The organism is Deltaproteobacteria bacterium (genome assembly GCA_003696105.1).
In the GTDB taxonomy this organism is placed as follows: domain Bacteria; phylum Myxococcota_A; class Polyangia; order Haliangiales; family J016; genus J016.
The window spans coordinates 1-15,104 of sequence record RFGE01000017.1 but is presented as its reverse complement, the minus strand read 5'-3'; the positions used below and the strand labels follow the sequence as shown (position 1 = coordinate 15,104).

Annotated in this window: 13 protein-coding genes; 6 read left to right on the top strand and 7 right to left on the bottom strand. The window is 72.0% G+C overall.

The features are described 5' to 3' along the window. A partial coding sequence (locus D6689_01180) for a hypothetical protein (GenBank protein ID RMH44961.1) occupies positions 1-310 on the top strand: 310 nt, incomplete at its 5' end. Positions 311-492: 182 nt separating this feature from the next. Here D6689_01180 and D6689_01175 read toward each other — a convergent pair. From D6689_01175 to D6689_01165, 3 genes are read right to left on the bottom strand one after another with little or no spacing between them, the layout of a single operon-like run. Then, complete coding sequence (locus D6689_01175) at positions 493-1,119, bottom strand: hypothetical protein (GenBank protein RMH44960.1); 627 nt, start codon at positions 1,117-1,119, stop codon at positions 493-495. Continuing rightward, positions 1,116-1,673 carry an orotate phosphoribosyltransferase gene (gene pyrE, locus D6689_01170; protein RMH44959.1) on the bottom strand — a complete coding sequence of 186 codons (558 nt, stop codon included), beginning with the start codon at positions 1,671-1,673 and terminating at the stop codon, positions 1,116-1,118. The genes D6689_01175 and pyrE overlap by 4 nt, the downstream gene beginning before the upstream one ends. After that, positions 1,670-2,161 carry a polymer-forming cytoskeletal protein gene (locus D6689_01165; protein ID RMH44958.1) on the bottom strand — a complete coding sequence of 164 codons (492 nt, stop codon included), beginning with the start codon at positions 2,159-2,161 and terminating at the stop codon, positions 1,670-1,672. The genes pyrE and D6689_01165 overlap by 4 nt, the downstream gene beginning before the upstream one ends. A 102-nt stretch (positions 2,162-2,263) precedes the next feature. On the opposite strand from D6689_01165, the gene D6689_01160 reads away from it, so the two are divergent. Continuing rightward, positions 2,264-3,616, top strand: a complete 1,353-nt coding sequence (locus D6689_01160; protein RMH44957.1) for a glutamate--cysteine ligase — start codon at positions 2,264-2,266, stop codon at positions 3,614-3,616. Here the strand turns inward: D6689_01160 and D6689_01155 are convergent. From D6689_01155 to D6689_01140, 4 genes are all read right to left on the bottom strand, one after another. Next, positions 3,588-5,573 (bottom strand): TIGR02266 family protein, encoded by a 1,986-nt coding sequence (locus tag D6689_01155; GenBank protein ID RMH44956.1) that lies wholly within the window; start codon positions 5,571-5,573, stop codon positions 3,588-3,590. The two genes, D6689_01160 and D6689_01155, sit on opposite strands and share 29 nt — an antisense overlap. An 87-nt stretch (positions 5,574-5,660) precedes the next feature. Then, positions 5,661-8,336, bottom strand: a complete 2,676-nt coding sequence (locus tag D6689_01150) for an alanine--tRNA ligase (protein RMH44955.1) — start codon at positions 8,334-8,336, stop codon at positions 5,661-5,663. A 103-nt stretch (positions 8,337-8,439) separates the two neighbouring features. Next, positions 8,440-9,906, bottom strand: coding sequence for a hypothetical protein (locus D6689_01145; protein RMH44954.1), 1,467 nt, complete (start codon positions 9,904-9,906; stop codon positions 8,440-8,442). Between the two features lie 31 nt (positions 9,907-9,937). Further along, positions 9,938-11,119, bottom strand: coding sequence for a type IV pilus twitching motility protein PilT (locus tag D6689_01140; protein RMH44953.1), 1,182 nt, complete (start codon positions 11,117-11,119; stop codon positions 9,938-9,940). A 95-nt stretch (positions 11,120-11,214) separates the two neighbouring features. Between D6689_01140 and D6689_01135 the strand changes: the two genes are divergently transcribed. The 4 genes from D6689_01135 to D6689_01120 all read left to right on the top strand — a co-directional run. After that, positions 11,215-12,237 carry a hypothetical protein gene (locus tag D6689_01135; GenBank protein ID RMH44952.1) on the top strand — a complete coding sequence of 341 codons (1,023 nt, stop codon included), beginning with the start codon at positions 11,215-11,217 and terminating at the stop codon, positions 12,235-12,237. After that, positions 12,234-13,280: a response regulator gene (locus D6689_01130; GenBank protein ID RMH44951.1), complete on the top strand. Its 1,047-nt coding sequence runs from the start codon at positions 12,234-12,236 to the stop codon at positions 13,278-13,280. Before D6689_01135 ends, D6689_01130 begins: the two co-directional genes overlap by 4 nt. Next, positions 13,277-13,462 carry a hypothetical protein gene (locus tag D6689_01125; protein RMH44950.1) on the top strand — a complete coding sequence of 62 codons (186 nt, stop codon included), beginning with the start codon at positions 13,277-13,279 and terminating at the stop codon, positions 13,460-13,462. Before D6689_01130 ends, D6689_01125 begins: the two co-directional genes overlap by 4 nt. 173 nt (positions 13,463-13,635) lie before the next feature. Then, on the top strand, positions 13,636-15,104 hold a 1,469-nt coding region (locus tag D6689_01120), incomplete at its 3' end, for a hypothetical protein (protein RMH44949.1).

The following is a 15,104-nucleotide window of genomic DNA, read 5'->3' as shown; positions in this document are numbered from 1 at the left end:
GAGCGAGGCGGCGGCCGCGGCGAGCGGGGAGGCGGCCGCGGCGAGCGGGGAGCCGGCCGCGGGCCCGAACGGTGGCGCAGCCCCCGGCGCCGGTGCGGTCGCCGCTGCGTTCACCGCGGAGGAGGAGGAGTTCTTCCGCAAGGGCGCTATGTTGCACAAGCAACCACAAGAACCGGTGGAGTCGTTCGACGACCTCGACGTCGAGCCGCCGAAGACGTTCTGGCAGCGGCTCGTATCGCGGCCGGATGCCGTCCGGCGACTCGACTCCGAGCCGATCCTGCTGCCGGCCCGCGACGCCGACGACGACTGACGCCGTTTCAAACACCGTGACGCGGCTGGCGCGGCGTCACGTGGCGCACTGCGACCGCGGCGCGCCCGACTGGCGCGCGCGCTGCCGGCACACGACGGGGCGCCGATCGCGATCCGAGATTCGACGGCTCTCGGCCCGTCGGCCCGACGTGCGGCGTGCCGGTCGGCGGGGGCGCGGCGCGGTCAGCGCGCGGCAGTCCACACGAGTTCGACCGTGCCGCGCGCGCTGCCGATCCGCAGGGAGAATTGGCGGCCCGACAGCAAGTCCACGGCTCGCGGAAACCGCGCGACGTATGCGACCTGGTGCGGCCGAGCGTGCGGGAAAATCGTGCGCAGCACCTCGAACGGCCGCCGATCGCGCCGAATCTCGGTGGGCGCGATCTCGCGGCCCTCGGCGTCGACCAGGACGACTCGCCAGGTCGACTTCGCGCCCCGCTGCAGGTCGTTCTCCTCGTGGCGGTACGTTGCGACGAACAACTCGACTTCGTACGCTTCGGCGTCGGCGCGGCGCTGGGCCGCAGCCAACCGCGCGCGCGCATCTGCGCTCAGGCGCTCGCGGCGGGCGGTGAAGTCGACGTACGCGGCGCGCCAGTCCGGCGACAGGAAGGTCGCCGACACGTCGAGCACCTTGTCGAAGTCGGCGACGAGGTGGCCCGACCGCGTCCACTCGCGAACAACCCGGTCGTATGGCCGAGCGCTGGCTGGCCAGTCCGTCCGAAACGGCGCCGGCGCGCGATCCCCTGTCGCGCCACCGCACGCGGCGCCGAGCGCGAGGACGGCGGTGGCGATCGTTGCGATGCGGGCGGTCATGCGGGAAAGTCCTGGCGGCTGAACAGCGACGCAAACGGCGCCTGCGCCGCGATCGCTGCGCGACCGCCTTCCTGGCGATCCACCACGGCGATGACCACGCGGACGTCGAAGCCGGCGGCGCGAACGCGCTCGATCGCCGCAAGCGTCGATCCGCCGGTGGTGACCACGTCTTCCAGCACCGCGACCGGCGCGTTGGGCGGCAGCCGAGTCGCGCCTTCGATCCACTGTCCGGTTCCGTGGCCCTTCGGCTGCTTTCGCACGTAGAACGCGTCGAGCGGCCTGCCGGCGAGGTAACTCGTGAGCGACGTGGCGCTCGCGAGCGGATCGGCGCCCATGGTCATTCCTCCGATCGCGACGACCTCGGGTGCGAGCCGGTCGATTTCGTGGCGCATGCACTGACCGATCAGGAAGTGGCCCTCGGCGGTGAGAGTGACCTGCTTGGTGTCGATGTAGAAGTTCGACGTCTTGCCGGACGCGAGCGTGACCGTCCGGCGTTGGTATGCGTAGTCGCGGAGCAACTCGAGAAGGCGCTGGCGGTGGCGTTCGAAGCTCATGGTTGCGGCTTGGAGGAAGGCTTCGGCGGAGGTGGACACGCGGACGCGATCCTGACGCGGACCGGCCCGCGCGGACGCGGCATGCGCGGGATCCGCCGCGGCCCGACTTCCGCCGTCTCCGGCGGCCGATCCGCGCGTCCGTCCACGACCGCTCCGGCATGGATCTCGATTGCCGGGGCGCGCAAGTCGCCGACGACGCGAGCGCCGTCGCCGACGTCGATGCGTTCGGCGCCCGTCGCATTTCCGATCAACTCGCCGTAGATTCGAATCTGGCGCGCGCGCACCGTCGCGCGGCACGTTGCGCCCGCCGACACGGTGACGGTTCCCTCGGCGTACACCTCGCCGTCGACGCGGCCGGCGATCGCGACGTCGCCGGGCGCGTCCACTCGCCCCTGAATGCGCCCGCCAGCCGGGATCACCATCGGGTTCACGCCGGCAAACCTAACACAGTCGGGGGTCGTCTTACCCGGACGGCCCGTTGCGCACATCCCGGCTCGGTGCCTACAGTCGACATCCTGATGAGGCTCGGACGGGCTTGGCTGGTTCCACGTGGTGCCGCGGCGCACCGCGAAGCGTGAGGGCGCGCGCGGATGTCGCTCGACGTAACGCACGAATCGCGGCCGATCGCCGACCCAAGCGAATTGACCGACGTGTTTCGCTCGGCGTGTAAGCCCCCGGACCAGTGGCGCGCCGGGACGGAGAGCGAGGCGCTCGGCGTGTACGCGACGGGCCCGGCGGTCGGCGCCGCGCCGCCCTACGAGGGGCCGCGCGGCATCGGCGCACTGCTGGCGCGCCTGGCGACGTCGGGGTGGGGGCCGATTCGCGAGGGGGAACACATCATCGCGCTCGCGCGGGACGGCGCACACATTTCGCTCGAGCCCGGCGGCCAGATCGAACTGGCGGCGCGTCCGGTGTCGTCCGTCGCCGTGCATGCCGAGGACGTGCGCGACTACGAGCAGGCGCTCGCCGCCGCGTCGCGTGAACTCGACATCGCGTGGCTCGGTATGGGCTTTCGTCCGTTCGGCACCCTCGACGACGTGCCGTGGATGCCGAAGGGGCGCTACGCGATCATGCGGGACTACCTGCCGACCCGTGGCCGGCTCGCCCACGAGATGATGAAGCGCACGGCGACGGTTCAGGTGAGCCTCGATTTCTCCGACGTCGACGACGCGCGCGCCAAGCTGCGCTGCGCGTTTGGAATCACGCCGCTATTGACGGCGATGTACGCGAGTTCGCCAATCGTCGACGGGCAGGTGACCGACTACCAGAGCTACCGCGCGCGGGTGTGGCTCGAGACCGATCCGGACCGCTGCGGGTTGCTGCCGTTCGTGTTCGACGACGTCGATGTGTTCGAGGCGTACACGCAGTGGGCGCTCGACGTACCGATGTTCTTCGTGCTGCGCGACCGCTATCTGCCCGCCCGCGGGATGACGTTTCGCCGGTTCCTCCGCGACGGGTTCGAGGGGGAGCGCGCGACGATCGGGGATTGGGAACTGCACCTGTCGACCCTGTTTCCCGACGTGCGGATCAAACGCTTCATCGAGGTGCGCGGCTGCGACGCCGGTCCGCGCGACATGATTTTGGCGTTGGCTCCGCTTCTGTGCGGCGTGCTGTACGACGCCGACGCGCGGTCGGAGGCCACCGCACTCACCGCGTCGCTCACCATCGACGAGCGGCTCGCGCTCGCCGCGGCAGTACCCCGCGCCGGGTTCTCGGCTCCGGTCGGTCGCACCGGCCGGAAGGTGCTCGATCTGGCGCGCGAACTCGTGGCCATCGCCGACGCCGGGCTGGCGCGCATTGAGCCCGGCGACCGTGGGTATCTCGAGCCGCTGCGGGAGATCGTCGCAACCGGGCGGACGCGCGCCGACGCGATCGTCGACGTGTGGCGCCGCGCGGGTGGCGAGCCGACCGCCGTCATCCGCTCTTGCCGAAGATTCGCTTGAAGAACCCCTTTTTCTTGCCCGCACCGTCGCCCTCCGCGCCGTCGTCGGCGCCCGCGTCCGCGCCGTCCGCGGAGCTGGCATCCCGCTGGACGTCGGCTTGCACGCCGTCCGTGTCGATCGCGAGATCGTCGGAGGCGTCGGCCAGGACGTCCTGCGCGACGTCGAGGGTGGCGGCGCTGTCGATCAGCGAGTCGATCGCGGCGTCGACCGCGGCGGTCGACGCGCCGTCGTCGCGCGGTTCGCGCACGGTGGTCGTCGTCTCGGCAAATCCGTCGGCGTCGGTCGCGATGTGTTGACCGCTCGGGAGGTCGTCGAGACCCGCGGCGAGCAGGTCGTCCGCGTCGAGCGCGTCGGCTTCGAGCTCGTGCGACAAGACATCATCGTCGTCCGGTGTCGCCGACGCTGCGGACGCATCCTGCTGCGCGCCGACCGGCGCCGGTCGCGGAGTGAGTTCGTCCGCCTGCGCCTCGGCAGGCACGGGAGGCGGAAGCGGTGTGACCTCGACATCGAACGCGATCGGGCCGGAGTCGGCGAACGATGCATGAACAACGGTCTGTTCGTCTCCGGCGGCTGGACTCGCGGCGGCTTCGCCTTCGCCGGCGGCGTCGGGAGCGCGAGGGCGTCCCGGCGAACTCCCATCGGCAAACGGCCCCGCCGGGGCCGGATCGATCGCGGTCACATCGGCCGTGTCGAACCCGACGGCTGGTGGTCGACTTCGCGCGCGCGGCAACGGCGGCTCGCGGTTCGGTGCCGCTGTCGCGTCCGGCGCGGGGTCGGCCGGTTCGGCAAGCGGCTCGACGACCGCGGGCGCATCCGCGGCAGGAGCGCGTCCGACGGCGGGCGCCGGTGCAAGGCGCGCCCCGCACGGCGAGCGCGTCGCGCCGGGCGCGTCGCCGTCCGCCGACTGCGCAGGCGAGCCCCTCGCCGCGGATGGCGCGGCGGTCGCCTGCGCGGACGCGGCGCCGCCGAGACACGCCGCCTCGGCGCCGGCGTCTGGCGCACCGTCGGGGTCCGCCTCGCCGTCCGATCCCGCGGCGGCATCGCTGCCGTCGCGGCGCACGGCGCGGCTGGCACCGCCCGTCGCGCGGTCGGCAACGGCCGAGCCGTTGCCCGGGCGGCGGTCGGGCGGCGTATCGCGCCTCCCCGCGCGCGGTCGCGACGTCCCGCGGCGTCGGTCGCGGCCTCCGTTCGGTCGCACGATGGCGGCCAAGGCGCCGTCGTCATCCGACGCCGTGTCGGCCAGCGCGCGGGCGCGCACGACGGCGCGCTCGACCGCGCGGTCGTCCAGCTCGAGGATCGCCGCGAGTGCTCGGTCCGTATCGGCGAGATGCAGCGTCGCCGTCACCGCCGCGCCGCCGGCCGCGGCAGCGCGGGCGTCTCCGACTGCTGCCTCGCCTGCCGGCCGCCCCTCCGTCGCGCCCGCGCGCGCACCGGGTGCGGGATCGTTCGAGTCGCCGGGGGCGCGCGCTGGCGGCTCGGCCGGCGTGCGGCGGTCTGCCGCGCGCTCGGATGCTTCGCCGCGAGCGGGCGCCGGCGTCGCAGCGGGCGCGGGCGACCGATTCGGCGTCGACCGTGGCTGTTGCATGGGGATCGCATCCGCATCCATGCCGCGCTGGCGGCGCAGCGCGACGACGCGGTCGATCGCGGCGGCGCTGTCGTCCGACAGCCGCGTGAACTCGATCCCCATGCCGTGCGGCTGCCGCGGATTCTTTTCGTCGAACGGCCGCACCCAGCGGACGACTCCCTCGCCCGTCACGACGGCCGAGCCGTCGGCGAGTTGCAATTCGAACCGAACCTGACTGCCGACCGGCTTGGGTTTGCGACTCGCGATGAACATCCCCCCGCGGCTCAGGTTCGTCGCGAACTTGCCGACGAACGTGTCGACGTCCGGGTAGCGCAGCTTGATGCGCAACATGACCGGCGCACGACCGCCCGAACGCTGTTCCCTCGATGCCATGGCCACGCGACCGCGATGGGCTCGCCCGCCGAGTATATCGGGCGGGCGGCCGCGCAGCCTAGTCCGACTTCGCGATTCCGCGGCGCACTACGTCGCGGTGGCGTCGGCGATCAGCTGTTTGACCCGGTCGAGCGCGGCAGGCACCTTCGCGGGATCTTTGCCTCCGCCCTGGGCCATGTCGGGCCGACCGCCGCCCCGCCCGCCGACCACTTCGGCCGCGGCTTTGAGCAGGTTGCCCGCGTGGATCCGGTCGGTGAGGTCCTTGGTCACCATCGCCAACAGCGATACGCGGTCGCTGTCGACGCCGGCGAGCACGACCACTCCGGACCCGATCCGGTCTCGCAACTGGTCGCCGACCTCGCGCAGGGCTTTCGGATCGGCCATTTCGGTGGCCGTCGCGAGCACGCGGACGCCGCCAATGTCGACCGCGTCGGCAAGCAGGTCGCGCGATCCGCCGGCGGCCAGTTTCGCCTTCAACTCACGGATCTCGCGGTCCTGGTTCTTGATCTCGGCCAGGAGTTTGTCGATGCGGGCGACGAGGTCGCTGGGCGATACCTTCAGCCGTGCGGCGGCCTCGGCCAGGTCCGTTTCGAGTCGCCGCACGTAGTCGAGGGCGCCGGCGCCGGTGACGGCTTCGATGCGCCGCACGCCCTGCGCGATGCCGGATTCGGACACGATCTTGAACAAGCCGATGTCACCCGCGCGCGCCACGTGCGTGCCGCCGCAAAACTCGAGCGACTCGCCGCCGATCTGTACGACGCGCACCCGCTCGCCGTACTTTTCGCCGAACATCGCCACCGCACCGCGCCGTTTCGCCTCGTCGATCGGCAACACGTCGACGCGCGAGTCCCGGTTGGCGCGGATCTCGCGGTTGACCCAGTCCTCGACGGCTCGCTTCTGCTCGTCGGTCATGGGCGAAAAGTGCGAGAAGTCGAAGCGGAGGCGATCGGGCGCGACGAGAGAGCCCTTCTGGGCCACATGCTCGCCGAGCACCTTCTTGAGCGCCAGGTGCAGCAAGTGCGTGGCCGAGTGGTTGGCGCGAATCCGATCGCGCCGGTCGGCATCGACCTGCAGCGCCAACTCGTCGCCGACGCGCAGCGCGCCGGTCACCACCTCGCCGATGTGGACGTGCTGGACGCCGGCGGGCTTGCGCGTGTCGGTGATGCGCACCTCGACGTCCGGCCCTTGCGCGACCCCCGTGTCGCCGACCTGGCCGCCCGACTCCGCGTAAAACGGCGTCCGGTCGGTCACGAACGCGACGCGCGTGCCCGCGGGCGCGCGGTCGACGCGTTTGCCGTCGACGACGATCGCGAGCACGCGCCCGCGGCCCGACACGCCGCGGCCGTCGTAGCCGACGAACTGCGTCGGCGGCAGCTCGCTGGCGAGTTCCTTGTAGACGCCGGCGACCGCTTCGCTGCCCGAGCCGGTGAACTTGCTGCGCTCGCGCGCCTCCTCGAGCGCGCGCTCGAACCCGGCGCGGTCGATGTCGAACCCGCGCTCCTGCGCGATGATCTCGGTCAGATCCTCGGGGAATCCGTACGTGTCGTACAGCTGGAACACGCGCTCGCCGGGGACGGTGGTGTCGCCCGCTGCCTGCATGCGCGCGAACTCCTCCTCGAGCAATCCGAGGCCGCGATCGATCGTCGCGCGGAACCGCTTCTCCTCCTCGGCCGTGACCTCGACGATCACGCTCAGCCGCTCGCGCAACTCCGGGTAGGCGTCGCCCATCATGTCGGCGACGGCCTCGCACATGGTCGCCATGAACGGCTGCTCGATTCCCAGCAGCTTGCCGTGGCGCACCGCCCGGCGGAAGATCCGGCGCAGCACGTACTCGCGGCCGGTCTTGTCGGGGAACACGCCGTCGGCGACGAGGAACGCGGTGGCCCGCGCGTGGTCCGCGATGACGCGCATCGACACGTCGTCGGCGTCCCGATCGCCGTACCGCTTGCCCGCGAGTTCGCCGACCCGCGCGATCAGCGGCTGGAACAGGTCGGTGTCGTAGTTGCTCTGTTTGCCCTGCAGCACCGCCGTGAGTCGCTCGAGTCCGGCACCCGTGTCGATCGATGGCGCCGGCAGCGGTCCGAGCGGCCCGCCGACCTCCTTGCGCTCGTACTGCATGAACACGAGGTTCCAGATCTCCAGCCAGCGGTCGCAGTCGCACGCGGGGCCGAGGCACGAGGGCGCCGAGCACGGCAGATGGTCGCCCTGGTGATAGTGGATCTCCGAACACGGCCCCATGGGGCCGGTGTCGCCCATCATCCAGAAGTTCTCGTCGGCGCCGAGGGCGGGCACGCGGTCGTCGCCGAAGCCGGTGACCTTCTTCCACAGCGCGCGGGCCTCGTCGTCCGGTCCCACCCCGAGCGAGGCGTCGCCGCCGAACACGGTGCACACGAGCCGGTCGGCGGGCAGTCCGAGTTGGCGGACCACGAGATCCCACGCCCACTCGATCGCTTCGGCCTTGAAATAGTCGCCGAACGAGAAGTTGCCCAGCATCTCGAAGAACGTGTGATGGCGCGCGGTCTTGCCGACTGCGTCGAGGTCGTTGTGCTTGCCGCCGGCGCGCACGCACTTTTGCGACGAGGTCGCCCGCGTGTAGGGGCGCTTTTCCCGGCCGGTGAACACGTCCTTGAACTGCACCATGCCGGCGTTGGTGAACAGCAGCGTCGGGTCGTTTTCCGGCACCAGCGAACTCGACCGCACGCGCTCGTGGCCGCGCGCGACGAAGTAGTCGAGAAACGCGGATCTGACGTCGTTTGCGTTCATCCGGCGGATGACGCTAGCAGAAACGCTCCCGCGTCGCGAGTCCGAACGCGGCCGGCGCGCGACCGATCGCGCTGCCGCGGCCGCGATGCCAGGCGCCGCGGGGTCAGAACAAGTAGCCGGCGGTCGCGTAGCCGCCGAGGTAGCGGTCGGTCGCGCCCGACACGTCGGCGGTGCCGTCGCCGTCGCGGTCGGTCTTGGCGCCGGTGCCGTCGAACGAGTAGGAGATCTGGCTCCACCGCACGCCACCGCGCACGACCAGGCGCGCGCCGAGGCGGTATTCCGCACCCGCGTCGACGTCGAACCCGGTCACGGACGCCGCGCCGTAGTTGTCCATCTGTTGCATGTCGCCGGTGTCGGTCACCAGCAACAGGCGCGCGTCGGCGACCGCGGCGAGTTCGCGCCCCAGCGGCAGGCGCACGGCCACGCCCGGATCGATCCACGTGTACGACACGTTGGGCAGATCGATGTCGAGCATGTTGTCGGCGATGACTTGTTGGTCGAGCGTGAACGACAACTTGTTGAACCCGATGCCGGCTTTGATGGTCGGTCCGGTCGGTTTGTCGCCGAGGTTGTAGCGGTAGCGGACGCCGACGCCCCACCGCGACTGGGCGGTCGGGATGTCGACGTCGCTGTTTTGCAGCTTCGACGAGATGGTCAACACGCGGTCGTAGACCGCATAGGCGCCGAGGCCGGCGAGCGCATCGGCCTTGCGTTTGGCGTGGTCGAGCGCGAGCGGATAGACCTCGACCACCACGTAGGCGCCCGGCACGATCGAGCCGCTATATCCGTTGGGCCGGTCGACGACGCCGGCCGCGGTGTCGAACGACAGCGACCGCGCCTGGAAGCTCAACCCCGCGGACACGTCGATCGCGCGCTCGCGCCCGAGGACGTTCCACAACTCTTCCTTCGTGAGGTGACCGGCCGGGCCGTCGCCGTCGCCGTGCTCGTCGCCGTCGCCGCCTTCGTCAGCGTCAACTCCCTCGTCGTCGGCGCCGACCCCGTCGTCCTCGGCCAGCGGGTTGTCGTCCTCGATCGCGTCGTCGACCGCGGCGTCGTCGGCGTCCGCTTCGTCGCGCGTGTCGCGATCCGAGTCGCGGCCGCTCCGGTCCGACGACTCGACGTCGAACGCCACCGGCTCCGGCAGTTCGGCGATCGCCGCGACGATCGTCCGGCGAATCCGCCGAGCGCCGGCTTTCGACAAACTCGGCCGGCGGCCGAGGACGACGGTCGCGCGTTCGGCGACGCGCCCGTCCGACCCGCGCCGCAGCGTGAGTTCGACGCGGTAGCGGCCGCGCCGGCGCGACACCTTGCCGAACAGCACCCCGTGCGCGCCCAGCTTCTGCGCCACCTTGGCGACGTTGCGGGCGGTGATGCGCTTCGCGCGCAGGCGGCGCTGCGCCTTGACGAAGCGGCTCTGCGGGATCAGGTCGGCCTTCCGCCCGATGAGCTTGATCACCGCCTTGCGCACGGCCGCCGCGCGCGGGCCGGTGAATTTCATCACGACGACGCGCTGGTCCTGCGCCGCCGCCGGGCGTGGAGCGGCGGCGAGGCACGCGACGGCCGCGAACACCGCGAGGATCCACCTCGCCGCGCCCGCGCGGTTACTTGTCGCCGAACCGTTCGATCTGGAACTTGCTGGAGTCATGTGGGATGTCGCCGCCGGCCTGCCGGCGGACTTGCTCTTGCTGCCACTCGTCGCCGCCGCCGCCGGACACGCCGCGAAACAGCAGTGCGAAGTCGCTCGGGTTGCTCGAATGCTTGAGCGCCGTCTCGTACGTGACGAGCTTGCGGCGGACGAGGTCGGCCAGGCATTGGTCGAACGTCTGCATCCCGTAGGGGTGCTTGCCGTGCGCGATCGCGTCTTTGATCTCCCGCGTGCGGTTCGGATCCTCGATCATTTCGCGAATGCGCTCGGTGTAGACCATCACCTCGACCGCCGGCACCATCCCCTTGCCGTCGGCGCGGGGCACCAGCCGCTGGGAGATGACGCCGCGCAGGATGCCTCCGAGCGTGAGCCGCGCCTGAAGCTGCTGGTGCGTCGGGAACATCGACACGATGCGCGTGATCGTCTCGGTCGCATCCACCGTGTGCAGCGTCGACAGGACGAGGTGGCCGGTCTCGGCCGCGGTCATCGCGATCTCCGTGGTCTCGGGGTCGCGCATCTCGCCCACGAGGATGACGTCGGGGTCCTGCCGCAGGGCGGCGCGCAGCGCCTTGGCGAACGATCGGGTGTCGAAGCCGACCTCGCGCTGGTTGATGACCGAGCGTTTGTCGCGGAAGGCGTATTCGATCGGATCCTCGATCGTGACGATGTGGACCGCCTTGCGCTGGTTGATGTAATCGACCATCGACGCCAGGGTCGTCGACTTGCCGGATCCGGTGACCCCGGTGACGAGGATGAGACCGCGCGGCTCCTGCGCCAGCTTGAGCACCACGTCCGGCAGATTGAGCCGTTCGAACGGCGGCACCTCCGGCGGGATCAGCCGCAGCACCATGCCGACCGTGCCGCGCTGTTGAAACAGGTTCACGCGGTAGCGGACCCCGTCGGGCGTGCCGTAGGCGAGGTCCACGTCCATCGTCTCCTCGAACTCGCGGCGCTGGCGCTCGTTCATCATGTGCACCGCGAATGCGGCGATCGCTTCGCGGGTGAGCGGCGGCACGTCGCGCACGGTGCGCAGCTCGCCCTTGATGCGAAAGATCGGAGGCAGGCCCGCTTTGAGGTGGACGTCCGACGCGCCGAGTTGGCGTGCGGCGCTCAGCACGCGGTCCATGACTTGGCTCATGGGAGGCTCCCAACTGCAAACAATATCACGGGGCGCGCAACGCGCGGAGCCGCCGGGTCGCCCCAACCCACCGCATGATATTTTACGCCCTCCGCATGCGATGCCAGCACTGCGCCGGCGAGGTGCCGCCCGCCGCTCGTTTCTGCCCGATCTGCGGCCGCGCGTTGGCCGGCGCGTCGGTGCAGCCGGGGGCGAGCGATCGAGGGCGGTCGCGATCGGGTGCGGTCGCGCCGGGGACGCCCGGTGCAACGCGCGGGCCGCCGGTCGAGTCCATGTCGCTGTTCGAACTGCCGGTGTCGCGCGGCGCCCGGCGCGCGCGGATCGCCGCCGTGCTCGCGCTGGACCTCGTCCTCGCCGGCGCCGGGGTCGCGATGATGTGGTCCTACTTCGACGACCGCGCGGCGGCTGCGGCGAGTGCGACCGAACCGGCCGTCGTCCCGCCGCCGCGGGTCGAGGCGCTCGAGCCGGCCGCGGTCGAACCCGAGGACGTCGCGCGCGCCCCCGACCGGCCGGCGCGGCCGCGGGCGCGAACGCGCAGCGGAGCGCGGCGTCGCGCGACGCGGGCGGGGGCCGGCGCTACCGGCCGGGCCGACGCCGCGCCCGGCCTCGCCGGCGACCGCCCGCCGGCGCCGGGGCGTGCGCCGGACGCGGCCCTTCCGCTGGCCCAACCCGGCCGCCCACGGCCGTCGCCCGAGCCCGAGCCCGAGCCCGAGCCGTCGCCCGAGCCCGCCGGCGAACGGCCGCCGCCCGCCGCTCCGGACGCGGGGCCGGGGACGCCGTCCCCGCCGGATGGCGCCGGGGCGTCGCCGGCGGAAGTCGACCAGATCGCGCGGGCGGTGCGGCGCGAGGTCGACCGCCACACGATCCAGCTTCAGAAGTGCTACCAGCGCGCGGCCAAGCAAGAGACGTCGCGCTCGGACAAGCTCGAGGGTAGGATCGACATCCAGTTCGTGATCACCCCAGCCGGCACCGCCACGCACGTCCGACCCGTCGCCAACACGACCGGGTCTACGCAGCTCGCGCGCTGCGTCGCTTCACTGATCGAGTCGTGGCAGTTTCCATCGCCCGGCACCGACGAGGTCGCGTTCGTGTGGCCGTTCGTGTTCAAGGCGCCATGACCCGCGACGGCCGGACGTCGGGCAGTGTCAGCGTGAGCCTCGCGTCGGGCATGCGCGAACTCGTGGGCGCCGAGGTGCTCGTCGTCGACAAGGACCCGAAGGTTCAAAAGGGCATGACGCAGCTGCTGTCGTCGGCGAGCCTGCACGTGAGCTGTGAGGCGGACCCCGAGGCGGCGCTGGCGCTCGCGCAGCGCAAGTTCTTCTCGGTCGCGATCGTGGACCTGGACACGCCCGTGCCGAGCGCGGGGCTCGACACGATCGCGCGTCTCAAAGAGATCTCGCCGACCACGATGGTGGTGATGCTCACACCGCGCAAGGCGTTCGACGAGTCGGTGCGCGCGATCCGCGCGGGCGCCGTCGACATCGTTTGGAAGTCGCCCGAACAGGTCGAACACCTGCTCGACCGCGTGATGGACGCCGCCGGACGCTCGGTGGGCAAACGCGAAGTCGACAGCATCTTGCGGGAAGTGCGCGACACGTACGACGACTTCCTCAAGCGGTTCATGGACGCGGAGCGGCGCGCGCTCGACGCGGCCGGCGGGGTGAGCGTCGTGGGCGTCGACGAGGTGCGCGTGTTGGTCGTCGCGCCGGACGCGGTGTTGCACGGGGCGCTGGTGTCCGCGGCGGCAAGCGGGTTTTCGTTCGACCTGGCGCACTCCGGCGGCGAAGCGCTCGACCGGTGCAGCACGGTGCCCTACCAGATCGCGATCGTGAGCGAGACCTTGCCCGACTTGCCCGGCTCGATGGTCGTGCGCAGCATTCGCACCCAGTCCCGCGAGACGCTCGTGTTGCGGTTCACCGGGCCCGGCCCCGGCGGTCGCGTCGAGCTGGTCGAGACGTCGCGCGCGATCCCGGTGGTCGACCCGTTCACCGCTCCGCAGCAGCTCGCCGACCGGCTCGACGAACTGGCTCAAGCGTTCCGCGCGAAGTCGCGCGAGCGGCGCTACGCGCAGGCGTTTCGCGAGCGCCACTACGACTTCTTGCGGCGGTTCGTCGAGCTGAAGCTGAAGATCGATCGGCAGCTCGGCGGCTCGGGCGGGTGACGCGGCGCCCGGCGGCGGCGCGCGGCGGCGGTCGCGCGACGCGCGCGGGCGGGGCGGGCGCGGGGCGCGAAACGGGGCGCGGCGGCGGATGGCACGCAACCGCGGCGCGCGCGTGCCGATACCGGGTGCGATGGACCCTCGACGACCGACCCGGACGCAAACACGGCACGACAATGCGGTAATCCCGGATACAACGAAATCGCGCGAGTCATGGCAGGTGCCGCCGGGGCGGCCGCCGGGTGTGCGACTCGCACTTGATCGCGAGCGCGCGCGCGACTATGGTGCGCCGCGCCGGCCGGCCGAACGCGGCCGATCGGCATTCGGTCGATACGTCCCCCCTGGCTGGAGGTGGTTGATGCACAACGTGGCACGTGGAGCATACGGAAGGAATGCGGCGGTCGCCGCGGCGGCGCTGGCGGCGCTGGCGGCGGGCTGCAACGAAGAGGTGAAGTTCGCCGACGGCAGCGTGGCGGGCGTGGTGTGGGCGTCGGGACCGGTTGCAGGAGCAACGGTCACGGGGTTCATGCGCAACCCGGACGGGACGATCCCGCCGGGGGTGATCACGGCGCAGGCGACGACGGACGAGGCGGGACGGTTCGTGCTGGACGTGGACACGGCGACGGACACGGTGATCCTGGAGGCGCGGGGCGGGCGCACGGTGGAGGCGGCGTCGGGCGAGCCGGTGGAGCTGGACCCGGACGTGACGCTGCGCGGGGTGGTGTTGGACTTCCGCGCGGACAGCGACGTGACGGGGGTGGTGGTGACGCCGGTGACGACGCTGGCGGTGGCGCTGGGGGACGCGCGGGCGGCGGCGGGCAAGGAGGCGCTGCACGAGGACGCGATGCGGCGGGCGCTGGAGCTGGTGGGGGCGCACTTCGGGGACGTGGACGCGGCGGCGGTGGAGCCGGTGGACGTGGCGGGCCCCGAGGGCGAGGGGCTCGACCAGCTGACGGAGCCGGTGCGCTACGGGCTGGTGCTGGCGGCGTGGTCGCGGCTGGCGAAGGAGATCGCGGACACGTCGAAGCTGACGGTCAACGCGGTCAACACGCTGGTGCTCACGGAGGCGTGGGAGGCGGACCTGGGCAGCGCGGAGGCGCTGTTCGACGGGCGGTCGGACGAGGGGGCGCTGTTCGTGGGAGCGTGCGACCCGCCGCCGGAGTGCGCGGGGTCGGAGTGCCGGACGGTGTGCGACCTGGACGCGAACACGCCGCGTGCGGAGCTGGCGCGCGCGCTGACGGTGTTCGCGTCGTCGGGGCGGAACCGGACGGCGCTGGCGGCGGACGACGTGCGGCCGCTGGCGACGGCGATCGCGCAAGACGACGAGCCGGAGCTGTTCGGGGAGGCGCCGCCCGACGCGTTCGACACGGAGGGGCCGGCGATCGCGTTCGCGGCGCCGGAGCCGGGGACGGTGTGGGACGGGGTGGTGACGATCGACGTGACGGCGTCGGACCCGTCGGGGGTGGACGGCGTGACGGTGACGATCGACGGGATGGCGGCGCCGGCGGACGAGGATCCGGCGGCGGAGCGGTACGTGACGACGGCGCTGGACACGCGGGAGCTGGCCGAGGGCGAGCACGACGTGGTGGCGCACGCGGTGGACCGGCTGGGCAACGCGTCGGAGGCGCAGGTGACGGTGACGGTCAACAACGAGGGCGCGGGGACGGTGAGCGGCGTGGTGGTCAAGGGGCCGGTGGCGGACGCGGAGGTGACGGCGTACGCGTACGCGGACGGCGTCAAAGGCCGGGTGCTGGGCGCGGCGACGACGGGGCCCGACGGGACGTACACGATCGAGATGGCCGAGGGCTACAGCGGGCCGGTGCTGCT

Coding starts and splice junctions, on each gene's coding strand:
- D6689_01140 (RMH44953.1), bottom strand. CDS start 11,119: ATGAGCCAAGTCATGGACCGCGTGCTGAGCGCCGCACGCCAACTCGGC.
- D6689_01175 (RMH44960.1), bottom strand. CDS start 1,119: ATGACCGCCCGCATCGCAACGATCGCCACCGCCGTCCTCGCGCTCGGC.
- D6689_01155 (RMH44956.1), bottom strand. CDS start 5,573: ATGGCATCGAGGGAACAGCGTTCGGGCGGTCGTGCGCCGGTCATGTTG.
- D6689_01160 (RMH44957.1), top strand. CDS start 2,264: ATGTCGCTCGACGTAACGCACGAATCGCGGCCGATCGCCGACCCAAGC.
- D6689_01165 (RMH44958.1), bottom strand. CDS start 2,161: ATGTGCGCAACGGGCCGTCCGGGTAAGACGACCCCCGACTGTGTTAGG.
- D6689_01135 (RMH44952.1), top strand. CDS start 11,215: ATGCGATGCCAGCACTGCGCCGGCGAGGTGCCGCCCGCCGCTCGTTTC.
- D6689_01150 (RMH44955.1), bottom strand. CDS start 8,336: ATGAACGCAAACGACGTCAGATCCGCGTTTCTCGACTACTTCGTCGCG.
- pyrE (RMH44959.1), bottom strand. CDS start 1,673: ATGAGCTTCGAACGCCACCGCCAGCGCCTTCTCGAGTTGCTCCGCGAC.
- D6689_01130 (RMH44951.1), top strand. CDS start 12,234: ATGACCCGCGACGGCCGGACGTCGGGCAGTGTCAGCGTGAGCCTCGCG.